21 protein-coding genes, 1 tRNA gene and 1 pseudogene are annotated in these 20,318 nt (G+C 62.1%); 14 read left to right on the forward strand and 9 right to left on the reverse strand.

Going from position 1 to position 20,318, the window contains the following annotated elements:
* Positions 1-22: 22 nt before the first annotated feature.
* Both metG and lptC read left to right on the forward strand, forming a co-directional pair.
* The gene (gene metG / locus ACXIQ9_RS00835) at positions 23-1,591 is read left to right on the forward strand and encodes a methionine--tRNA ligase (protein WP_459015005.1); all 1,569 of its coding nucleotides are present in this window, start codon (positions 23-25) and stop codon (positions 1,589-1,591) included.
* Positions 1,591-2,799 (forward strand): LPS export ABC transporter periplasmic protein LptC, encoded by a 1,209-nt coding sequence (gene lptC, locus ACXIQ9_RS00840; protein WP_459015007.1) that lies wholly within the window; start codon positions 1,591-1,593, stop codon positions 2,797-2,799. The genes metG and lptC overlap by 1 nt, the downstream gene beginning before the upstream one ends.
* On the opposite strand, the gene ACXIQ9_RS00845 is transcribed toward lptC, so the two are convergent.
* On the reverse strand, positions 2,732-3,418 hold the full coding sequence (locus ACXIQ9_RS00845) for a cofactor assembly of complex C subunit B (RefSeq protein ID WP_459015009.1): 687 nt from the start codon (positions 3,416-3,418) through the stop codon (positions 2,732-2,734). The two genes, lptC and ACXIQ9_RS00845, sit on opposite strands and share 68 nt — an antisense overlap.
* Before the next feature lie 72 nt (positions 3,419-3,490).
* Here ACXIQ9_RS00845 and ACXIQ9_RS00850 point away from each other — a divergent pair, with 72 nt between their 5' ends.
* From ACXIQ9_RS00850 to ACXIQ9_RS00885, 8 genes are all read left to right on the forward strand, one after another.
* The gene (locus ACXIQ9_RS00850; RefSeq protein WP_459015011.1) at positions 3,491-3,916 is read left to right on the forward strand and encodes a tellurite resistance TerB family protein; all 426 of its coding nucleotides are present in this window, start codon (positions 3,491-3,493) and stop codon (positions 3,914-3,916) included.
* Positions 3,917-3,988: 72 nt separating this feature from the next.
* Entirely contained in the window at positions 3,989-4,633 is a 645-nt protein-coding gene (gene psb32 / locus ACXIQ9_RS00855; protein ID WP_459015774.1) for a photosystem II repair protein Psb32, read from the forward strand.
* Positions 4,634-4,640: 7 nt separating this feature from the next.
* Positions 4,641-5,786, forward strand: a complete 1,146-nt coding sequence (gene pxcA / locus ACXIQ9_RS00860; RefSeq protein WP_459015013.1) for a proton extrusion protein PcxA — start codon at positions 4,641-4,643, stop codon at positions 5,784-5,786.
* Positions 5,779-6,354 (forward strand): bifunctional adenosylcobinamide kinase/adenosylcobinamide-phosphate guanylyltransferase, encoded by a 576-nt coding sequence (gene cobU, locus ACXIQ9_RS00865; RefSeq protein ID WP_459015015.1) that lies wholly within the window; start codon positions 5,779-5,781, stop codon positions 6,352-6,354. Before pxcA ends, cobU begins: the two co-directional genes overlap by 8 nt.
* 5 nt (positions 6,355-6,359) lie before the next feature.
* The gene (locus ACXIQ9_RS00870) at positions 6,360-6,833 is read left to right on the forward strand and encodes a tRNA (cytidine(34)-2'-O)-methyltransferase (protein ID WP_459015017.1); all 474 of its coding nucleotides are present in this window, start codon (positions 6,360-6,362) and stop codon (positions 6,831-6,833) included.
* A gap of 155 nt (positions 6,834-6,988) precedes the next feature.
* Complete coding sequence (locus ACXIQ9_RS00875) at positions 6,989-8,038, forward strand: peptidoglycan DD-metalloendopeptidase family protein (RefSeq protein WP_459015019.1); 1,050 nt, start codon at positions 6,989-6,991, stop codon at positions 8,036-8,038.
* 54 nt (positions 8,039-8,092) lie between these two features.
* A tRNA-Met gene (locus ACXIQ9_RS00880) sits at positions 8,093-8,166 on the forward strand.
* Between the two features lie 180 nt (positions 8,167-8,346).
* A complete protein-coding gene (locus ACXIQ9_RS00885) occupies positions 8,347-9,678 on the forward strand; it encodes a hypothetical protein (RefSeq protein ID WP_459015021.1) in 1,332 nt (443 codons plus the stop codon).
* Here ACXIQ9_RS00885 and ACXIQ9_RS00890 read toward each other — a convergent pair.
* From ACXIQ9_RS00890 to ACXIQ9_RS00925, 8 genes and pseudogenes are all read right to left on the reverse strand, one after another.
* A complete protein-coding gene (locus tag ACXIQ9_RS00890; RefSeq protein ID WP_370318272.1) occupies positions 9,675-9,785 on the reverse strand; it encodes a DUF2811 domain-containing protein in 111 nt (36 codons plus the stop codon). The genes ACXIQ9_RS00885 and ACXIQ9_RS00890 overlap by 4 nt on opposite strands.
* Positions 9,785-9,907 carry a hypothetical protein gene (locus ACXIQ9_RS00895; protein ID WP_370318271.1) on the reverse strand — a complete coding sequence of 41 codons (123 nt, stop codon included), beginning with the start codon at positions 9,905-9,907 and terminating at the stop codon, positions 9,785-9,787. Before ACXIQ9_RS00895 ends, ACXIQ9_RS00890 begins: the two co-directional genes overlap by 1 nt.
* Positions 9,908-10,044: 137 nt before the next feature.
* Entirely contained in the window at positions 10,045-10,359 is a 315-nt protein-coding gene (locus ACXIQ9_RS00900) for a hypothetical protein (protein ID WP_240789248.1), read from the reverse strand.
* Positions 10,360-10,842: 483 nt separating this feature from the next.
* Complete coding sequence (locus ACXIQ9_RS00905) at positions 10,843-11,340, reverse strand: EamA family transporter (protein ID WP_459015024.1); 498 nt, start codon at positions 11,338-11,340, stop codon at positions 10,843-10,845.
* Positions 11,341-11,551: 211 nt separating this feature from the next.
* A pseudogene (locus ACXIQ9_RS00910) lies at positions 11,552-11,917 on the reverse strand (EamA family transporter); the annotation flags it as partial.
* Between the two features lie 27 nt (positions 11,918-11,944).
* On the reverse strand, positions 11,945-13,114 hold the full coding sequence (locus ACXIQ9_RS00915) for an efflux RND transporter periplasmic adaptor subunit (protein WP_115070378.1): 1,170 nt from the start codon (positions 13,112-13,114) through the stop codon (positions 11,945-11,947).
* On the reverse strand, positions 13,111-16,242 hold the full coding sequence (locus tag ACXIQ9_RS00920) for an efflux RND transporter permease subunit (RefSeq protein WP_459015026.1): 3,132 nt from the start codon (positions 16,240-16,242) through the stop codon (positions 13,111-13,113). The genes ACXIQ9_RS00915 and ACXIQ9_RS00920 overlap by 4 nt, the downstream gene beginning before the upstream one ends.
* Positions 16,235-16,810, reverse strand: coding sequence for an efflux RND transporter periplasmic adaptor subunit (locus tag ACXIQ9_RS00925; RefSeq protein WP_236629517.1), 576 nt, complete (start codon positions 16,808-16,810; stop codon positions 16,235-16,237). Before ACXIQ9_RS00925 ends, ACXIQ9_RS00920 begins: the two co-directional genes overlap by 8 nt.
* A 113-nt stretch (positions 16,811-16,923) precedes the next feature.
* On the opposite strand from ACXIQ9_RS00925, the gene rppA reads away from it, so the two are divergent.
* From rppA to ACXIQ9_RS00945, 4 genes are read left to right on the forward strand one after another with little or no spacing between them, the layout of a single operon-like run.
* Positions 16,924-17,628, forward strand: a complete 705-nt coding sequence (rppA, locus tag ACXIQ9_RS00930; RefSeq protein WP_115070524.1) for a two-component system response regulator RppA — start codon at positions 16,924-16,926, stop codon at positions 17,626-17,628.
* On the forward strand, positions 17,628-18,995 hold the full coding sequence (rppB, locus tag ACXIQ9_RS00935; RefSeq protein WP_131592644.1) for a two-component system sensor histidine kinase RppB: 1,368 nt from the start codon (positions 17,628-17,630) through the stop codon (positions 18,993-18,995). Before rppA ends, rppB begins: the two co-directional genes overlap by 1 nt.
* 60 nt (positions 18,996-19,055) lie before the next feature.
* Entirely contained in the window at positions 19,056-19,466 is a 411-nt protein-coding gene (locus ACXIQ9_RS00940; protein WP_459015029.1) for a DUF411 domain-containing protein, read from the forward strand.
* Entirely contained in the window at positions 19,459-20,214 is a 756-nt protein-coding gene (locus ACXIQ9_RS00945; protein ID WP_115070382.1) for a MauE/DoxX family redox-associated membrane protein, read from the forward strand. The genes ACXIQ9_RS00940 and ACXIQ9_RS00945 overlap by 8 nt, the downstream gene beginning before the upstream one ends.
* Positions 20,215-20,318: the final 104 nt, after the last annotated feature.

Below are 20,318 nucleotides of genomic sequence, written 5' to 3' on the forward strand. Positions count from 1 at the left end.
AGGGCTGCGTAGGATCCCGCCGATGACTTACACCCTCACCACACCCCTCTACTACGTCAACGACAAGCCCCACCTGGGGAGCGCGTACACGACCCTGGCCTGCGATGCCCTGGCCCGGTTCCAGAGACTGAAGGGTGAGGAGGTGCTGTTCATCACCGGCTGTGATGAGCACGGCCAAAAGATTCAGCGCACGGCCGAGGCGGCAGGCCTGACCCCGCAGGCCCATTGCGACGGTGTGAGTGCCCAGTACCGAGAGCTCTGGGATCGCTGGCAGATCAGCAACAACCGCTTGATTCGCACGACGGATCCACGGCACCGCCAGGTCGTCCAGCAGTTTTTTGCGCGGGTCGAGGCGAACGGAGACATCGTCGAAGGCCGCCAGCAGGGTTGGTACTGCGTGGCCTGCGAGGAATTCAAGGACGACCCCCATGAGGCCCAGGATCCGGAGTGCCCGATCCACCGCAAGCCGCTGGAATGGCGTGATGAGCTGAACCTGTTTTTCCGCCTCTCCCGTTACCAAGAGCAGATCGAGGCCCTGATCAGCCAACCCGGTTTTATTCAGCCGGTGAGCCGCCGCCGTGAAGTCGAAAACTTCGTCAAGCAAGGGCTGCGGGATTTCTCGATTTCACGGATCAACCTGCCCTGGGGAATCCCCGTGCCAGGCCATGAGGGTCACACCTTCTATGTCTGGTTCGATGCGCTCTTGGGCTACATCACCGCCCTGCTCGAAGAGGGCGATGCCGCCGATCTCGACACAGCGATCTCCAGGGGCTGGCCCGCTTCGGTGCACGTGATCGGCAAGGACATCCTTCGCTTCCATGCCGTCTATTGGCCGGCCATGCTGCTCTCGGCTGGACTCCCCCTGCCGGCCAAGGTCTTTGGCCATGGTTTTCTGACCCGCGAGGGTCAAAAGATGGGGAAATCCCTCGGCAACGTGCTCGACCCGGCCGACCTGCTCGAGCGCTGCGGCCGGGATGCCGTGCGCTGGTACCTGTTGCGCGACATCCCCTTTGGTGAGGACGGGGATTTCCAGCAGCAGCGCTTCAGCGATCTGGTCAATAACGACCTGGCCAACACCATCGGCAACCTGCTGAACCGCACGAGCTCCATGGCTCGCCGTTGGTTCGATGAAGCCGTACCTCCAGCCGATCAGGCCAGGACCAGCACCCATCCCCTGGCCCAGGCGGCAGCACAGGCCAAGGACGCCAGCCTGGCAGCACTAGAGAACCTTGAGTTCCGCTCGGCGGCCGAGGCAGCTCTGCAACTGGCGATTAGCGCCAATGGCTATCTCAATGATCAGGCGCCCTGGAGCTTGATGAAGAAGGAGGGCACACGGGAGCAGGTGGCCAACGACCTCTATGCCGTGCTCGAAGCCGCTCGGCTCGTGGCCCTGCTGATGGCACCCCTCTTGCCCGATCTCTCCGGGCGAATGCTGCATCAACTCGGGCAACCGATTCCCGATTCCAATGCGACGGCCCAGGTGAGCTCGGCCTGGCTGGAGCAGCTCAGCTGGGGTGGACTCCAGAGCGGAGCACCGCTGCCTGAGCCCTCCCCGGTGATGGCACGCCTGGAACTGGAGGATCCGCTCTGATGGTTCGGATCAACCGAGCACTGCAGCTCAGTGCCGTCTGTCTGCTGGTCGGCTGCTCAACAGCGACCCGGCAAGGCAGCCAACCGTTTTCCTTCCGTGCCTTGGACCTGCGTCAGCAGGACCCCAAGGGAGCCCCGGCGTGGGAGCTCAAAAGTCCAGAGGCTCGCTACGACATCCAGCGCAAATTGGCCCAGGCACTGAGGCCCCGTGGCACGGTCTTTCGGCGCGGTGAGCCAAGCATCTTGATTGCTGCCGAGCGGGGCACCGTGATCGGCGATGGCCAAGCCATCCAGCTGGAAGGAACTGTCCGTATCACCCTGCTGGGCGAGGAACCGGTTGAGATCACCGGGGACACCGCCCGCTGGTTACCGCGCCAGGAGCTGATGGTCATCGACCAGAGGCCCGTGGCCCTCGATCGCCGGTCCCGCATCAGTGCGGAAACGGCTCAGTACTTCATCAAGCGTGACCTGGTCGAGCTCCGCGGTGCCCCCGTGCTTGAGCACTGGCAAGACGGACGCAGCAAAGCAGGCAACGCCAAAACACCCCCTCCGCTCCCTCTGAAAGTCAAAGCCCAGTGGGTCGACTGGAAGCCGGAGCGGGGCGATCTCACCGCACCTGCGGTGGTGCGCGGCGAGCAGTTCGAGCAATCCAAGCCGGCTCCAGCCAAAGACGAAAAGCCAGCGCCCAGCCTTGTCCTGACCGCCCAGGGGCTGCGCGGCAATTTGCGCCAGGGCTATGTGGACCTGGTCGCGCCGGTGCAGGTGCGACGCGCCGATGGCAAGGGTTGGCTCGACGCCAAGCAAACCCGCTGGGCCATCAATGATCAGTTGCTCAGCAGCGACCAACCCTTCACGGGTCAGTTCAATGCCCTGAAAGCCAAGGGAGATCGCTTCACGGTCGATCTGGAGAAGAGTGATGTGAAGGTCTCCCGTGGCTGCGAGTTGGAACAGCCTGGTGAGCGGCTGACGGCCATGCGGTGTCTCTGGAACTGGCCGAGTGGGCGGTTTGTAGCCACCGACCAGGTGGTGCTCAAACGCGACACGTACAAGCAGGTGACCCGGGCCAAGCGCTTGGAAGGAAAGATCGGTGACGACGGAACAGCTGTCTTCAGTTCCCCCGGAGAACGGGTGAATTCCCGTTTCACCCTTCCGCCGAAGGGCCAAGGGGGAGGGGGAAAGAAGCGAGCTCCTGCTCCAATTGCGTTCTGAGCTTCAAGCTCCAACCCTCAATCCAGCTCTCATCGCTGCGGCTGAAGCAACGCGGCGACCATCCCGCCACCAGCAGCAGTCCATCCTCAGCGATCGGTTGAATGATGAGCGCTGGAGTGTTCTCGGGGAGTCCCTTGAACTCATCACGACCTGGATAGAGCGCCAGGTTCACCAGGTTGATCGCCTTCTGCGTTGCCCAAGCCCGCTCGCAAATCGGGCCTGGCTCAAAGAGGCTGGAGTCGAGCACCCCCCGTCGCAGGAGCACCTGCCCGCGCCAGAGCAGTAACAGTGAGGCCGCCGGGGTCGCGGTCAACAGCATTTGACTGCCCCAGCCCAACTCTTGACGGAGGGAATCGGGCAGCTCGGCTGCGAGCTCCAGGCCCTGCTCACCGACTAACGCCACCCGATCTGGGGCCAGCGGAGCGGCCCTAGTCCAGAGAACAGCGACCAGCATCAAGCCAACCGAGAGCAGGCTGCTCAACACCCCAGCCCTCTCCAACGCAGGGCTCAACTCAGTCGCGCTGAGCTGATTGCCGACACACAAGAGCAGACCGAGAATGCCAATGAGCAAGCAGACGCGAGCTGGAAGAGGCACGGTGTCGGCGCTTTGCCCCCTCACGTTGTCACAGGCTCACATCCGCCTCCACATGGCGCGGGTTGACGCTCAAATGGGGCAACTTCCGCAGGGACCATGGGCCAGCCCGAGCTCACCTCAGCGCCAGAGGCCTTCGCTGCCGTGGCCCTCGCTGCGATTGCAGCCGATGGGGAACTGAGTGCTGTTGAGGCCAGGGCCCTGCGCCAACAACTGGAATATCGCCAACCCTTCCGCAGGCTGAGCGATCAGGACATGGGTGCACTGCTGGATCGGGTGTTGCTGCAACTCAGGGCCAGCAGTTGTGCGGAGCTGATCCTGCAGGCAACCCCCCTCCTTTCAATGGCACAACGGGAAACGGCCCTGGCCGTTGCGGCCCACCTCATTCACGCCGATCACATCGAATCCCAAGCCGAACTGACCTTCCTGGATCAATTGCGGGACGCCTTTGGCCTTGAGCCAGCACGAAGTGCATCAATCCTTGAGGTGATCTCCCTGCTGCATCGCGACAGCTTGGCCAGCTAGGGGCAGACTGTGCCCAGGTTTAAGCGTTCGCTGGTGCGTCACGTCCTCCGCAGAAAGCTCTGGTCTCTGGTGATGGCCGCTGCCCTGGTGCTCACCAGCCTGATCGCGCCATCGGCAGCACTCGCCACTGGATTGGCCGACTTTCCTGCGCAGCGTCCCAGCAGCCACGTGCTGGATAGTGCCGATGTGCTGAGTCGCGCCGCCAGCGGTGATGTCAACCAGCGCCTCGAGCAGTTCTCGGAGTTGGGGGTGGATGCCCGCTTGGTGACCCTGAGGCGCCTGGATTACGGCGTCAGCCTGGAGACCCTCGGCGAGGAACTTCTGCAGCAGTGGCAGGACGAGGCCAGCCGCGATGGCTTGCTGTTGCTCCTGATTGAGGCGCAGAACAACAGTGCAGCCGTCGTTGCTAGTCCAGCTCTGCTTGAGCAACTTCCCTCCACCTTGCTCTCCAGCACGGCCATCAGCACCATGGGACTTCCCCTGAGGGAGGGCTCCCGCTACAGGCAAGCCAGCCTCGACGCCCTAAGCCGACTCGAAGTCGTGCTCAACGGGGGCGAAGATCCCGGTCCGCCACAGCTTGTGGAGCGCATGCCAGTTGAAACCAATATTCCAACCAAGGAAGAAACCGAGTCCAGCAACGCCTTCCTTTGGGTTGTCGTTTTGCTGGTGGTTGGCACCCTGGTGCCAATGATCACCTGGTGGGTCTTCTCCCGCTGAGATCGCCATGGGGTTGACCGATTGGATTGGAAGCTTTGATCGGGCCAGCACCCACGATCTGAGCAACAACCTCGAGAGGGCCTACGAAGCCGCGCTCCTGATTCAGAGCCTCGAGCTTGAGTACTACAACGACCGCCCAGTTCGTCCTGAGATCGAACTGAGCATCCCTCAATCCGCCAAGGCCCAGATGCTGCGCCGCTTTCGCGCAGCCCTGCAGGTCGCCCAGGACAACCTGGCGGATGTCGCCCCGAAGCGTTCCGAGCTCGATAGCCAAGAGCTCAGACAGTTGCAGCTTGTGGAGAGCGTTGTCTCCCGCTACGGCCGAGGACGCAGCAGCGCTCCAGCCATGTCCCGGTCCCCGGAGATGCTGCCCCGCAGCCTGCTGGGTGTGTTTGATGGGGTCCGCCGCCAGCTCGACCCTGAGGCCGAAGCCTCCTTGGTGGCTGGTTTCCGCCGCCGGCGGGACTCGACTCTGGTGTCCCTGCGGGTGCTGCTTCTGTTGATTCTCGTGCCGCTGGTGATTCAACAGGCCAGCCGGAGTCTGGTGATTTCACCGCTGATGAATCGCTATGCACCGGAGATTCCCTTCCTCAATTACACCAAGCCCCACCTTCAAGAGAAGGCCGTCGCCAAGTTGAGTCTGTATCAACAGGAGCTCGAGTTTGAGGCTCTGTTGGAAGGGAAACAGCCTCCCTCCCCAGAGGAGATTCAATCCGCCCTGGCCCGCCGGGCCAATGCCCTCAAGGATGAAGCGGATGCAGAAAGCATCGAAGCTTCAAAGAATGTCCTTGCCGACCTGGCGGCGCTGGTTGGCTTTGTCTTGGTCTGCCTGTTTGGCCGCCGGGACCTTCAGGTGCTGCGGGGCTTTCTCGATGAGGCCGTTTACGGCTTGAGCGACAGCGCCAAGGCCTTCGCCATCATCCTGTTCACGGACATTTTTGTTGGCTTCCACAGCCCCGAAGGATGGACCGTCTTGCTCGATGGGATTGCCCACCACCTGGGGCTTCCCGCCGAAGAGAACTTCATCCTTCTGTTTATTGCCACCTTCCCGGTGGTGCTGGCGACGATTTTCAAGTACTGGATCTTCCGCTACCTCAACCGCGTTTCTCCATCGGCCGTGGCCACCCTCAAAAACATGAACGGTGGTGGCTAGTCCCGCCGAGCCTGCGGGTCTGGTGGTTGTCACTGGACCCAGTCGCAGTGGCAAAAGCCGTTGGGCCGAACATCTCGCTGCGCTCCACCCGGGCCCAGTTCTCTACCTCGCCACCGGACAGCCTCCTGGCGATGACGAACCCTGGGCACAACGGATCCGAGACCATCAAGACCGCAGACCCTCTGGTTGGCAGACCCTGGAAGTCGGCGCCGACCTGACCGCTGCGCTTTCGGGTCTCACTCCATCCGCTGATGGCCAGGAGCCCAGGCTCCTGTTGATCGACGCCCTGGGAACCTGGCTCGCCCAACACCTGGAGGCCTCTGCTGAGCAGTGGCAGGACTGCAGCACGGCCCTGTTAAACCAATTGCAACAGCAGCAAGAGCCTGTGATCTTGGTGATGGAGGAAGTCGGTTGGGGCGTGGTTCCTGCTACGGCCATCGGCGGGCTCTTCCGCGACAGGATGGGGGAGCTGCAACAACGGTTGACCGCGATCAGCCATGAGGCTTGGCTCGTGGTCAGCGGCCGAGCCCTGAACCTCCACGAGCTCGGTATCCCCGTCCCGCGCTAGATGCCATGCCCAGGGTGGTCCTGTTTCAACCGGAGATTCCACCGAATACGGGGAACGTGGCCCGCAGTTGCGCAGCGACCTGCACCGAACTGCATCTCATCGAGCCCTTGGGCTTTCAGATCGATGACCGAACCCTGAAGCGGGCCGGTCTCGACTATTGGCCCTGGGTTCAACTGGAACGCCACGCCAACTGGCAGCAGTTCCTCGAGAAGCGGCGTCAGCGCGGCGGCCGCCTGCTCGCCCTGAGTCGCCACGCCACCGAGCCCTACCACCGCATTCAGTACCGAGCGGATGACTGGCTGCTGTTTGGCCGTGAGAGCAGCGGCCTGCCCGGGGAGCTCCTAGAGCACGTGGATCAGCGACTGTTGATCCCCATGCCGGGCTCGGTGGACCAGGGCGGCGGGGTGCGAAGTCTGAATCTCGCGACATCCGTGGGTGTTGTTCTCTTCGAGGCACTCAGGCAACTCGAAGTGGGCTAACCCTTTGCAGGGCAAGGGGTCTCAGATCGAGATTGGGTTGTGGTCGACCCAGAAGTTGACCCTTATGACTTGCGCGGGTACCGGCCAGTCGTTAATCTCGCGCCGTCCGGAGGATGTTGGCTTCTCCACCGGGCTTTGACCTTTGGCCAAACTGGATGAAGCCTGTTCACTTTCTACTGACGACGGCAGCCAGCACTGCAGCCCTTGGGGCTGCCGGCACCGTTGTCGCCCCCTCCCTGGCTGACTCCAAGTCAGGAACGCTGCCGATCTCAGCTCCACCTGCCCTGAGCGCAGACCTGATCGCTGCCGCTGAGACCAGGCCCAGCACCGAGAAGATCTGGGTCAAAGCCCGTCAAGCCATCACCCTTAAGCACCTCGCCAGTCAGCTGGCGCAGGACGAGACGCTGATCAGCCAGCTGAACGACGTCAAGGCCGATCACGTCTTTGGCCGCAGTGAATGGATGGTTCTCCCCAGCACCGCCATCAAGCAGGTCAAAACGGTTGCCGCCGTTGACACGTCTGAACTGCGGCGCACCCCACCCCTTGAGGCACCGCCGGAGCCCAGTGAGACCGCTCGCATCCGCCGCGGTGACACCACCTTGGCCAAGGTTGCCCAGCGCTACAACCTCAGCATTCAGAAACTCCTGAAGCTGAACCCCGGTCTTCGGGGAGCCCAGCTTGTTGTTGGTACCCCAATCCGTATCGCCCAGGCCAATGCAGGGCGCAGCCGCATGGTGCTTGGTCTGAAGCCCGTTGGCTCCGGTGGTCTGAGCTGGCCCGACCAACCCGACTTTGGGTTCGGCGACGGGGAGAACTTCAATGACCGTGCCTGGGTCTGGCCCACCAAGGGAATCTTTACCTCCGGCTATGGCTGGCGTTGGGGTCGGATGCACCGCGGCATCGACATTGCCAACAACATCGGAACCCCGATCGTTGCTGCGAAGTCAGGTCAGGTGGTTTCCGCTGGCTGGCATGGCGGTGGCTACGGCTATCTCGTTGAGCTGCGCCATGCCGATGGAACCTTGACCCGCTATGGCCACAACAGCAGGATCTTGGTTCGTGCTGGTCAGGTCGTGCGCCAGGGCAAGGTGATCTCTTTGATGGGCAGCACCGGGCGGAGTACAGGTCCCCACCTGCACTTCGAAATCATCCCCGCCGGCCGTGGAGCGGTGAATCCGCTTCAAATGCTTCCCCCTAGGGCCTGATCGCAGCTGCGAACAGGGTTTCGGCACGGCGATCCTCTACAATCACCTCACCGCGGCTCGGTAGCTCAGCTGGTTAGAGCGTGGGATTCATAACCCCAAGGTCGGGAGTTCAAGTCTCCCCCGAGCCATCGCTTATTGCCTCGCTTCGGCGGGGCTTTTTGCTGTCTGGGACTGGGTTTTCAGGGATTCCACAGCCGGGACCATTCTGAGCCACTTGTGACGACTTGGGGCTGCTTGTAGCCAAAACGTGCTGACTACTCAGCACGTTTCTGGGGAACACTCACAGGGTCCTGCGGCGCACCCGAGCCATGAGTGAGACCGGTTTGCAACCTGCCCCCTTCTGGGAACAGTGCGTCCATGAGCTGAAGATCCGCCACTCGCGCTTCCGGCTGCGTAGGCATGCAGCCAGCCCATACATCTACGTACGCGAGATGGAAGGCGGTCGTAAGGTCAACGAGTTCTCGCTCAAGCCGAAGCGCTGGTGCAGTCGAGACGACATCGAGGAAGCACGCGATCTCTGCATCCAGGGCCATCGGCAAGGCAGTTGGCCGACGCCACAGAGCCGCCGAACTGTTGCCAGCGGGTCTGACTGGTCCGAGCTGGCGGAGGCCTGCATTGCCGATATCAAGCTTCGGATCTGCAAAGAGGGCAGCCGGGCCCACTCCATCAATGATCTGCGCAAGAGGATTGCCCAGTTCAGAGGCCCCGTCGAAGCCAGGCGACTTCAGGCCTGGGTGCTGGAACACGACCCACGCCTCCAGCTCAAGAGCTTCAACCGTCGAATCGAGACGCTCTCCCAGATTCATCGCAGTGGGCAGATGGACCTGACGGCCGAGCTGCAACGCCTCAGAGACATGCGACCCAAAGGGGCCGCGGAGAAGATCCGCAAGGCGTCCTCAATGCGGGTGCGGGTCATTCCGACTGATGAGGACCTCCAGCACTGGCTGGACCGCCTGGAGCCATTTCACCAATGGGTGTTCGGCTGTATCGCCACCTACGGCCTCCGTCCCCACGAGCTCTGGCACGCCGAGGGGATCGATCGCCAGGGCTGGATCAGCATTCCCGGCGACATGAAGACGAAGACCGGCGAGCATTTCGCGCCGGCAGTCCCGGAGGCCTGGGTGGAGCGCTACGGCCTAAGGGAGAACTGGGAGCACGTCCACGGCCAGCTCAATGCGCGCTGGACGGTGCGCTTTGCCGAGGTCTCCGGCGTGAAAATCGCCGTGAACAATGTGGCCGTCTCCAACTCCCTCTACAAGGAATTCCAGCGGAAGGGTCTGCAGAAGCTTTGGGCCCCGATCGCGGACGGAGAAGGGATGGATTGGGTTCGGCCGTATGACCTGCGTCACGCCTACGCCATTCGCTGTGCCACCTCGGTCGAGACAGCGGAGGCTTTTGACGACGACATGGCCACCTGGATGGGCCATGGCGTGGATGTGCATCGCCGCATCTATCTCCGCTGGCTGAGCTCCAGTCGGCGTAAGGAAGCGCTGCAGCGACGCAGAGGTCAGGGGGTGGCGGTGAACGCGATCCAGTCCCACACCGCACCAGTGGCGCTACCGGATGACATCACACCGGATCTTCTGGAGATGGCCCGCAAGCTGAAAGCGGCGGGTCTGGTATCGACCTCAGCGGGCTAACGGGTGACTTCATCTGGCTTGCGGAAGAGCCCGTCGAGGTAGTGACGCACGACCGGGTTCTCTTGGCAGCCCTGCTGAAAGAGGAATCCGGAAACGGCCGATTGCATCAGCCGGTATTGATCACATGGGGGTGGCGCTCAATGAAAGAAACCATCGCGTCGAAGAGATCGGCCGGCATTTGGTTTTCCACACTGATGTGTGGTGCCATTGCATCAGGAACCTCAGCCAACCACCACCTCAGAAAAAGCACCGACCCATCAGCGCACGGAGACCAGCCAAACGTCAAAAGAAAGGAATTGCGATCACAGCGAGATTGGACGCGAATGGACCTTGACGCGCGCGGGGCAGAGGCAGTCAAGACGAGGTCTAGATTTCCTCCTCCCACAGCCCCATCCGCGTCAGCCAGGCCTCCGATTGCTCAAAATTCCAGCCGTGATCGGCCTCCAGTACATCGGCGATGGCGACCATCAGGTCAAAGGCATGGCCGTCGTAGCCGCCGCAGCGCAGTGCCTTGAGCTGCAGGCTCTGACCCAATTGCAGTAGGTCCAGCTCAGCGAGCCAGTCACCCTGCTCGAAGGCCTCGAGGGTGTGCTGACAAGGCGCCGAGGCCTGGGGGAGATGGGGGGTGACCAGGGGCAGTAGAGCCCTGGCACCAAGAACGAGACGCTTGAAAAAGTCCATGCGGGACGAGGAAACAACCCAGAAGGGTTCCGTCCGCAATCCACTGTCCAAACCTCAACTCTTGTGCACCAGCGACCGCGAGGCAATGGGTGCTTACTCGGATTGCAGATGCCCGCAGGGTCAGTGAATCTGGAGAGACCAACACAAGGAGGCGCCACCGATGGCTGACACCCCACCCGAGCAGCACAAGAAGCACGCTGACTGCAGGCCCCTGCTCCAACAGTCTTCACCCAACCGTGGGCGGGTCGTTCAGCCGGGCATGTCGAGGAAGGGCATCAAAAGCCGCCTCACTCTGTACGCCTGACTGATCGACACTCCGTTTGCGCCGCCACAGGTGCCCCAGGAGATCAAAGCAACCCACACCTGGAACGTTCGGCCCCAGGTGCCAACGCCAGCAGCTTCGACCGATCATTGCCATTGGAATGGTGATTCACCCTTGACCCTCGGGCATTGCTCGGGGGTTTCTGGTGGCATGGTGCTTGTTCAATGTGGATGCCTGTGGTGAACATCGCTCACATGCGGGTGTGCATGGGCGGTTTGGGAATGCTCGTGTTCATGGGCATGCCAGAAGGGGTGATCGGTGTCCATCCCCTCGAGCTCCTGCGGGCTGTGCTCGTGCTCGTGGTGGAGATCGCCTGCTGCTAGGTCATGGCAGTGGCGATGGTCGTGGCGCAGCGCATGATGCTGATGCCAGTGGCTGTGTTCTTCCCTCAGCAATAGAACGACGCCTGACCCCATCAATCCGGCGGCAACACTCAGGTTCAGCGTGAAGGAATCACGCAGCACCACAAGCGCAAACAAGGCGCCCACAAAAGGCGCTGTGGAAAAGATCACGGCTTCCCGCGCTGCACCCAGATCCCGCAACGCCAGGAGATCCAGCCAGATCGAAAGGCCGTAGCCCAGTGCACCGACAAGCAGCAAGGCCGCGCAGACGGTGGCAGGTGGAAAGGGATGCCCCAGGACCCAGGCAAGAACGAGCATGGAGCGATGCACCCAGTGCCTTGACGGTGGCAATCTGAATCGGATCGCGCAGACTCAGGCGTTGGCTGAGGTTGTTGTCGATCCCCCAGGCCAGGGTCGCCAGAGCGATCAGGGCAGCTCCGGTGGCATTGACACCGCCGAGTGATCCATCCGAAAGAACGATGGCCCCAGCGATGGTGAGCGCTGCTGCCGCAGCGCCGCGTTTGCCGAGATGTTCACGCCCCACCAGAACAGCGATGGCCAGGGTGAAGACGGTCTCAAGGTTGAGCAACAGTGAACTCGATGCGGCTGGTAACCGCGCCAGGCCGTGAACCAGGGCAACGGGCCCGACGATCCCGCCCAGAAGGATCAACCCAGCCAAGGCAGGCGCATCACGCCGTTGGAGGGGGCTTTCATCCTGGGTTCGGCCTTTCATCAGCCGAACAATCGCCAGAGCCAGAGTCGCCCCTGCGTAGAGCAACCCGGCAATGCTCAGGGACGAACCGCTGGCCGTGAACGTACTGATCAGTGGGGCGCTGCATCCGAACAGCACGGCCGCAGCGAAGCCAGAGAGTTGACCGCATCTCAAGGATGCCATCGGTTTGATCGGGTTGCTGAACTTCACTCAGTTCTGGCTGCTGTCCTTGGAAGCATCCAGTGCGTTGCGCAACATCTGCGTGTTGCCTCTCAGGAGCACATCACCTTGACGAACACCCTGAAGGATTTCCGCTTGCCCCGCCGTTTGCTGGGCCACCACCACAGCAACCTGTTCCACAGCCCCCCGTTGATAGCGAAAGACCACCGGTGATCCATTGATCAGGGCAATGGAATCCTGCGGAACAATGAACCGTTGCTCGGAGGATGGGATCTGCACAAAGGCCGTGATAGCTGTTCCGATCGGTGGGAGTTGAGCATCAATAGGTTGCGCGCGGAGCAGCATCACGCGCCCGGCGGTTTGCGCATCAGGTGCCACAGCGATCACCCGTGCCTGCAGCGTCTGAGCTCCCGCTCGAACGCGCAGCAGCTGTCCGGTCCTGATGTTCGTGGCGAGTCCCGGTGACACGAGGAAGCGAAGCTCACCCCCTGTGACATCACTGATCTGGGCCACGTCTTCCCCCACAGACAGGACGGCACCGGGTGAGGTGCTCACAGCAGTGACCTGACCGGCAATTGGACTGCGAATCAACAGACGCCCTGAATCATCAGGCTTCCCTAGCGCTGAAGCCTTGGCAGCGGCTGCCCTGGCTGTCGTCGCGGCTGTAACGCTGGCGATGCGGCGGCTTTCCAGCTCCTGGGTCGAGAGTGCACCTTGCCGTGCCATGGGTTCGGCAAGGCGGTACAGGTATGCGAGCGAGTGCGCCGTGGCCTGCGCTGCATCGGCATCGGCGCGTACAGCAGCCGCATCAGCGCTTTGGACTTCTGCGATCGGTTCGCCAGCACGAACACGGGTGCCCGGTGACACCATCAGACGTAAAACACGTCCCGCCACAGGCATCCCCACGCTTGAGCGCGACGATGTTGCTGCTTCAACAAAACCAGTGATCGGACGTTCCGTGCCCGAGCTCAGTTCGGGGCGAACAGTGGTCAATCCCAATCGCCGAAGCTGGTCTTCGCTGAGAGCCACGCTGCCATTGGCATCCGCACGGTCCATCGCCGCAACCGATGGCGCAGAGACCGGCCGGCTGCTCTGGCGACCCACACCGATTCCAACCAGCAGAGATGCGGAGATCGCCAGAGGAAGAAGCACGCCGGGTTGGCGCAGGTGATGCGTGAGGTGGTTAAGGCTCAGGTTCATGACGGGAGAGAGGCAAGAGACGACGCCGAACCGTCGCGGGCGGGCAGCAGCCAATGGCCAAAGCGTGCATAGAGCGCCGGGAGCACCAGCAGGGTCAGGGCCGTGGAGGTGATCAATCCACCGAGCACCACCACAGCCAACGGTTGCAGGATTTCATTCCCGGCCCCGAAAGCGAGTGCAAGAGGCAAGGCTCCGAGTGCCGAGGAGAGGGCTGTCATCAGGATGGCGTTGAGGCGCTCCAGGCTTCCCTCACGGATCACCTCGCCCAGGGGTTGCCCTGCGCCGTGGCGGCGGTTGTAGTTGTCCACCAGCAACAACCCATTGCGCACGGCGATGCCAAACAGCGTGATGAAGCCGATCAACGAGGCGATCGATAGCACTCCTCCCGTGAGCAACACCGCCACCACACCTCCGATCAGGGCCAGGGGCAGGTTGAGCATGATCGCCACTGTGGCGGGCACTGATTTCACCGAAATCACCATCAGCACACCGATCACCACTGCGGCAACAGCGCTGTAGAAGACCAGAGACGCGGTTGCCCGCTCTTCTGATTCAAATTGACCGCCATAGCGAATGGTGTAGCCCTGAGGTAAACGCACATCCCGGGTGATGGTGCGCTGAATATCTTTCACCACACTGCCAAGGGGCCGACCGTTGACATTGGCCGAGACCACAATCAAGCGGGAAACATCTTCTCGGTTGACGATGTTGGCCCCCAGACCTTCCTCAACCCAGGCAACACTGCCGAGAGGAACGGTCATGCCATTGCTGAAGGCCACCGGCAACGAGCGGATGGCCTCCAGGTTCTGGCGAGCATTCTCCTGAAGCTGCACGAGCACATCGCTGCGCACACCCCCTTCCACCACGTGGCCCACCACCTTGCCGTTGAGCGCGATCTCCACTGCTTGCGACAGCTCCTCCACCGTGAGCCCGAGCGCCGCCGCGAGCGGGCGGTCGTAGTGGATCTGCACCTGGGGAATCGGCAGCTGCGGTTCCAACTGCAGATCCACCACTCCATCAATGGGTTTGATGGCCTTCTCCACCGCCTCACCGATGCGGCGCAGTTCGCCTAAATCGGTGCCGTAGATCTTGATTGCAATGGCACTGCGCACCCCCGAGAGCACTTCATCCATCCGATGGGAGATGAAGCCGCCGATGTTGGGAGCTACGCCGGGAAGCTTAAGAAAGGCTTGCCGCAGCTCGGCGATGGCAGCGGGCCGATTGGCCATGGCTTGATCGCTCAGTTCCACATCCACATGAGCCAGGTTCACGCCGGCCCCATCGGCATCACCGGGAGCGCGGCCCGTGCGCACCTGCACCCACTCAAACAAAGGGTTGTCTTGCAGGGAACGGGTCAGTGCAAGCCCCGCTCGGTTGGTCATCTCCAACGACACACCTGGATACAACACCATCGAATTCACCAATGACTTTTCGCGGAATTCCGGAAGAAAGACCCGCCCCAAGGCCGGCAAGATCAGGGTGGTTGCCACGATCAGGGCCAGTGCGATCGCCAGCACCCGCTGGGGTGAGCGCAGGACTAGATCCAGGATCGGGCGGTAGAGCCGCTCGGCCTGGTTAGCCAGCCAGGTGTTCTCCTCTGGCAGCTCCGCAGGCGCAAGCAGGATCGCGCACAACGCGGGTGACAGGGTCACCGCCACCAATGTGGAGGCCGCGATGGAGAGAAGATAAGCCAGGCCCATCGGCGCAAAGATGCGCCCTTCTACGCCGGTGAGCGAAAAGATCGGCGCAAACACCACCACGATGATCACGGTGGAGAACAGCACGGGCTGGCGCACCTCTACCGAGGTGTCGAACACCACCTGCAGGGGCGATTTGGGCGTGTCGCTGGCCCGGTTGCGGCGCAGCCCCCGATAGCAGTTCTCCATGTCGACGATCGAGTCGTCGACCACCGAACCGATCGCCACCACCAGCCCACCCAGGGTCATGGTGTTGATGCCCAGGCCCAGGCTCTTCATCAACATCAGGCCAATCAGCAGTGACAGCGGAATGGCGCTGAGGCTGATCACGGCGGCGCGCCAGTTCATGAGAAACAGCACGATCACCACCGAAACGATCACCACCCCCTGGAGCAGCGACTCGCTCACATTGCGGATGGCACTATCGATGAAATTGCTCTGACGAAATGTGGTCTGGACCTGTACATCGTTAGGCAGCGTGCGGTTCAACTCAGTCAGCCGCTGCTCCACCGCCCGAGTCACGGTGGGTGTATCCACATCGGGCTGCTTGATCACCATCAGCACAACGGCGGGATTTCCGTTGAAACTGGCATCACCGCGTTTGAGCGCCACACCGCGCTTCACCTGGCCCAAGGTGGAGAGCAGTACCGGGCGTCCCTGCTCGCTCTGCACCGCCGCATCGGCGAGATCACTCACCTGCGTAACCTGAGCCAGGGGGCGAATCAACCGCTCCTGGCCACCCCCGATCAGGAAGCCCCCAGGGCTGGTAGCCATCGCCGAGCCAACACCCTCCATCACCGCCTGGAGCGAGACAGCCTGAGCCTGCAGCTCCTGGGGATCAAGCAGCACCTGAAACTGCTGCTCATCGCCGCCGTAGATCGTGACCTGGGCGACGCCGGGCACCGCCAGGATTGACTGGCGGTAAGAGCGCAGGATCAGCTGCTGCAGATCCATGAGCGATGTGGCGCCATCGCCGGTCACCGTGAAGGCAACCTGCAGGATCGTGCCCAGTGGCGAGACCAGTGGGGAGACCTCGGGAGCGTCGGCGTTGGCGGGCAGCTGGGCGCTCACCTGTTGCAGCCGCTCCGCCACGGATTGGCGGGCGCGGTAGATGTCGGCGTTCTGGTTGAACACCACCTGCACCATCGACAAACCCGGCTTGGAGGAGGAGCGCACGGTCTCCACCCCGGCAATGCCATTCACTGCCGATTCGATCGGCAGCGTGATGCGGGTTTCCACTTCTTCCGGTGAGAGCCCAGCGGCGCTGGTTTGCACATCCACCTGCGGCGGCGCGAAGGGGGGAAACACATCCAGGGGCATCTGGCTCACCGCCAGCAGGCCCCAGAGGCTGATGGCGATGGCTGCGGCAACGATCAGCCAGCGGCGAGCGATCGAAAACCGCAGCGTTGTGTTGAGCAACCGCTCAAGCATCCGTCTTCCTGCGGCGGTTCAGCCAGATAGCCCCAGCGGTGAGTACGACAACCGCGCCAGCTGCCAGGGCGGGAATGGGTAGAGCGGACGGGCTCGCCGTCGCGCTGTCCTGTGGCGCAGCAGCTTTGTTATCTGCTGCCGGCTCAGCCTGTGGTGTCTTCTTCGATTCGGCGTACAGCGAGAGGGCGCCAGAGATCACCACCTCGTCGGTGGGATCAAGGCCCTCGGTGATCACAACCCGGTCACCCTGTCTGGAACCCGTCACCACGAGAACAGGGTCGTAGGTGGTCTGGGTTTGCACGAACAGCAGTGGCTTGCCATTCGCATCGACTAGAGCAGTGGAGGGAACCGAGAGCCCATCCGGCCCTTCTTCCGGCGTTGCCGTGGCCACCCCCAACAGGGCATCGGTTTCGGCGTTGCGGCGCACCTGGCGTGCGTCGCCCTGCTGCTGAAACTCATCGCCATGGCCCACATGGGCAAGAGCGAGGGGGGCTGCGATGGGGGAGGCCAGCAGAGCCGTTGCAGCAAGGCTGGCGCTTCCCGCCAGCTGGAGGATTCGTAGAAGCAAAGGCCTGAGGAAGCAGTGGATGGGCGGAGGATGGCGCAACCGGGATGAAAAACAGATGAAACCGGCTGCGCTCACTAGGATCTGAGCCTCGTTGATCCGCCACTCTGATGCCCATGCGGATCCTGTTAGTGGAGGACGAGACGGATCTGGCGGGATCCATCCAGGCCGTTCTGCAGGACCACGGGCATGTGGTGGATCACTGCGTCAGCGGCCAGGACGCCTGGGTGCTGCTTGGCAGTGATCAGGCCCGCTATGAGCTGGGGATTTTCGATTGGATGCTCCCAGACCTCAGCGGCCTCGATCTGTGTAGGCGAGCGCGATCGCGGGGCCTGGAGCTGCCGCTCTTGCTGCTGACGGCACGCGGCGACACAGCCGATCGGGTCGAGGGGCTGGATGCCGGCGCGGACGACTATCTGAGCAAGCCATTTGCGATGGAGGAACTTCTCGCACGGGTACGGGCGTTGCAGCGGCGTCATCCCAGCTATCGCGCACCAGTCCTGGAAGCCGGCTGCTTCCGGCTGGATCTCGCCACGGGGCAACTGGTCGTGACAACAGCCACAGCTGAGATGAGTATTGAGCTGTCCACGAAAGAGCAGCAACTGATGAGCTATCTCATGGATCACCCAGGTCAGGTGATTTCAGGCTCTCGCTTGCGCAACCAACTGTGGAATCTCCAGCAAGATCCCATCAGCAATGTTGTTGCAGCTCAAGTGCGATTGCTGCGGCGCAAGCTTGCTGCTCATGGGCTTGCTTCCCCGATTGAAACCGTCCCGAGTAAGGGGTATCGGCTGAATCCGCACGCTGCGGTGTTGCTGTGATGACCATCCGAACGCCGGCGCATCGCCTGTTGTTTCAAGCTCGATTGAGGCTGGCGGGACTCTCCTTGCTGGTGATGGGTGCACTCCTATACGGCGCGGGTTTCGCGATGGGAAGGCTGTTGCTGCAGAGCCAGGAGAGTGCGATCCGACGTGAACTGCAGGCTCTTGCCGGAACCCTGCACGACAGTCTTAAGCCTGTCCTGCCGCAGAGAGCCCGGCCCACATCCGCACTCGTTGCGGTTCTGCCGGGCCTCTGTATCGCAGGAGAGCCTTGCAAGGCACCAGATTCACTGGTTGAACGCCATGTAATCAGTGCCACTGATCCCGACCGCTACAAGCTGCGTGTTCTCGATCAAAGCGGTGCTCTGATCGCCAGCTCTCCCGGGACTCCGGAGGCTGTATCTCCAGCTGCGGATCAAGGTTGGCAGCTCACGCAAGAAGCATTCGGCCAGCGCTGGCTCACCTATTCCATCCATCTCCACCACTCCAACGGCAGCGGAGAACCGGTGTGGGGCTTCCTCCAGATTTCACGCAGCCTGAACGATCTCGATCGGGAAGCCCAACAGGTGTTGTGGTTGGGTCATGGTGTCTTTCTGAGTGCGCTCTTGGCGATCGGCGCGGCCAGCTGGTGGCTGGCTGGATTGGCGATCGCACCACTGCTAGAGGCCTATCAGCGTCAGGAGCAGTTCAGCGCTGACGTCGCGCACGAATTACGCACGCCTCTTGCCAATCTCTTGGCGTTGGTGGAGGCAGAACGCCCCACACGTTCCATGGTGGCTGAACAGCCGTCAATCCAGAGCTGGGATCGGGTGCTTGTCCAGGGCCGGCGCCTGCAGAACCTGATCGGCGACCTGTTGTTGCTCGCCAGCCTTGAACGACCCTGCGAGCGGGAGCCGGCAACGGTGTGTGATCTCGCCGAGATCACGGCCGATGTGATGGAGGATTTTTCAGAGACAGCTGCGGCTGCTCAGGTGAGCCTGATTCACACGTCATGGATGTCCAGTGCCAAGGTGCTTGGGGCGGAGACAGAACTCAGCCGGCTTGTGATCAATCTGCTGAGCAACGCGATGCAGCACAGCCCAGCAGGTGGCGCGATCGACGTCTCCCTGAAGCACCAGGGTCGCCATTTCCAGCTTTCAATCACCGACAACGGACCTGGCATCGCTGAGGAGATGCAGGGCCGAATCTTTGATCGCTTCACGCGACTGGATCCGTCTCGCTCACGCCTCCAGGGTGGCAGTGGGCTGGGGCTGGCCATCGCGCAAGCCATCGCCGTCCGCCATCGCGCAGCAATCCAGGTGCACTCCAGGACTGGATGCGGCAGCTGCTTCTCCCTGGAGATTCCGGCGGCTGAGCCACCCCATTGACTCTCCACCGACTGGAGTGTTTACGGTGGAAGCAGTCGCCGTCCTCCTGTGCCTCTGTTGATGCCTCCAGTCGCCGCCATACCTGTGCCTGCGGTGGTTTCCGCCTATCGCTCCCCAAGCTGTGGCTGCTGCAAAGGCTGGCTGGACCACCTCAGGCAAGCCGGCTTCACAGTGAAGGACTACGTGACGAGCAACCTTGCGAGCATCAAGCAGCGCTACGGCGTTCCACCTCAGCTGCAGTCCTGTCACACCGCCCGGATTGGGGGTTACACGGTTGAGGGTCATATTCCAGTGTCGGCGATTCAGCGGCTGCTGAAGGAACGCCCACAGGTGGCCGGAATTGCCGTACCCGGTATGCCGCTCGGTTCGCCCGGCATGGAATCACCGTTCAAGACAGAGAGCTACACGGTGTTCACCTTCACCGAATCCGGCCGGACCCAAGCCTTCCAGACGATGGAGGGTGATGGCTAAGCCGGAACTCAGCGCTGTGCGTCTATACAGGATGGAGACGCCCGAGCATGCCTGTCCGTGGGGGCAGCGCGCGCTTCAGCTCCTGCGCGCCCAGGGGATTCCGTTTGAGGATCATCCTCTGCGCAGCCAGGCGGAGGTGGAAGCCTTCAAGCATGCCCACGGTGTGACCACCACGCCGCAGGTGTTTGCCGGCGCGGAGCGCATTGGGGGCTACACCGAGCTGGCGAAACGGCTTGGTGTCACCGCGGAAACAGCAGAGGTGTCCTACGCACCAGTGATCGCTGTGTTCCTGAGCGCTCTGTTGATCAACCTGGCATTAGGGGGCGAAATCCGGGGCTACATGGGCCTGGCGATCTGCCTGTTGGCGATGCTCAAGCTGATGGATATTGCGGCATTCGCTGCAAGCTTCCGCAAATATGACCTGCTCACGCAGCGTTGGCAGGCCTGGGGAAAACTGTATCCCGCTGTTGAGCTATTGGTGGGACTTGGGATGCTGCAATCGGCCGAGAGTATGGGCCTTGAAGCTGTGATTGGCGTGACAGCAGTGCTTCTCGGTGTGATGGGCATGGTCTCCGTCGGCAAAGCCGTGTTCGTCGATCACCTGGCACTGAACTGTGCCTGCGTGGGCGGCAACTCCCGCACACCGCTGGGGGTGGTGAGCTTCGCTGAGAATCTGATCATGGGGCTGATGGGTTTGGCGATGTTGATTCAGCCAGTGATGGCTCTTGCTTCTGGGGGTGCGTTGTGATCAGCCGGCGCTCCTTTCTCGCCCTGGCAGCCGGTGGCACTGCAGCAGCCTCAGTCGCGGCTCTGCGCCATGACTGGGCCGCAGATCCACGGAGGAGCATCAAC

The sequence above is a fragment of the Synechococcus sp. LTW-G genome (genome assembly GCF_054459035.1).

What these genes read in the sequence shown, in the direction of transcription:
- ACXIQ9_RS00915 (WP_115070378.1), bottom strand. Translation starts at nt 13,114, where the DNA reads ATGAACCTGAGCCTTAACCACCTCACGCATCACCTGCGCCAACCCGGC.
- ACXIQ9_RS00875 (WP_459015019.1), top strand. Translation starts at nt 6,989, where the DNA reads ATGAAGCCTGTTCACTTTCTACTGACGACGGCAGCCAGCACTGCAGCC.
- ACXIQ9_RS00850 (WP_459015011.1), top strand. Translation starts at nt 3,491, where the DNA reads ATGGGCCAGCCCGAGCTCACCTCAGCGCCAGAGGCCTTCGCTGCCGTG.
- ACXIQ9_RS00905 (WP_459015024.1), bottom strand. Translation starts at nt 11,340, where the DNA reads ATGCTCGTTCTTGCCTGGGTCCTGGGGCATCCCTTTCCACCTGCCACC.
- ACXIQ9_RS00890 (WP_370318272.1), bottom strand. Translation starts at nt 9,785, where the DNA reads ATGCAATCGGCCGTTTCCGGATTCCTCTTTCAGCAGGGCTGCCAAGAG.
- ACXIQ9_RS00920 (WP_459015026.1), bottom strand. Translation starts at nt 16,242, where the DNA reads ATGCTTGAGCGGTTGCTCAACACAACGCTGCGGTTTTCGATCGCTCGC.
- ACXIQ9_RS00900 (WP_240789248.1), bottom strand. Translation starts at nt 10,359, where the DNA reads ATGGACTTTTTCAAGCGTCTCGTTCTTGGTGCCAGGGCTCTACTGCCC.
- lptC (WP_459015007.1), top strand. Translation starts at nt 1,591, where the DNA reads ATGGTTCGGATCAACCGAGCACTGCAGCTCAGTGCCGTCTGTCTGCTG.
- pxcA (WP_459015013.1), top strand. Translation starts at nt 4,641, where the DNA reads ATGGGGTTGACCGATTGGATTGGAAGCTTTGATCGGGCCAGCACCCAC.
- metG (WP_459015005.1), top strand. Translation starts at nt 23, where the DNA reads ATGACTTACACCCTCACCACACCCCTCTACTACGTCAACGACAAGCCC.
- rppA (WP_115070524.1), top strand. Translation starts at nt 16,924, where the DNA reads ATGCGGATCCTGTTAGTGGAGGACGAGACGGATCTGGCGGGATCCATC.
- rppB (WP_131592644.1), top strand. Translation starts at nt 17,628, where the DNA reads ATGACCATCCGAACGCCGGCGCATCGCCTGTTGTTTCAAGCTCGATTG.
- ACXIQ9_RS00885 (WP_459015021.1), top strand. Translation starts at nt 8,347, where the DNA reads ATGAGTGAGACCGGTTTGCAACCTGCCCCCTTCTGGGAACAGTGCGTC.
- ACXIQ9_RS00945 (WP_115070382.1), top strand. Translation starts at nt 19,459, where the DNA reads ATGGCTAAGCCGGAACTCAGCGCTGTGCGTCTATACAGGATGGAGACG.
- ACXIQ9_RS00870 (WP_459015017.1), top strand. Translation starts at nt 6,360, where the DNA reads ATGCCCAGGGTGGTCCTGTTTCAACCGGAGATTCCACCGAATACGGGG.
- psb32 (WP_459015774.1), top strand. Translation starts at nt 3,989, where the DNA reads ATGGCCGCTGCCCTGGTGCTCACCAGCCTGATCGCGCCATCGGCAGCA.
- ACXIQ9_RS00940 (WP_459015029.1), top strand. Translation starts at nt 19,056, where the DNA reads ATGCCTCCAGTCGCCGCCATACCTGTGCCTGCGGTGGTTTCCGCCTAT.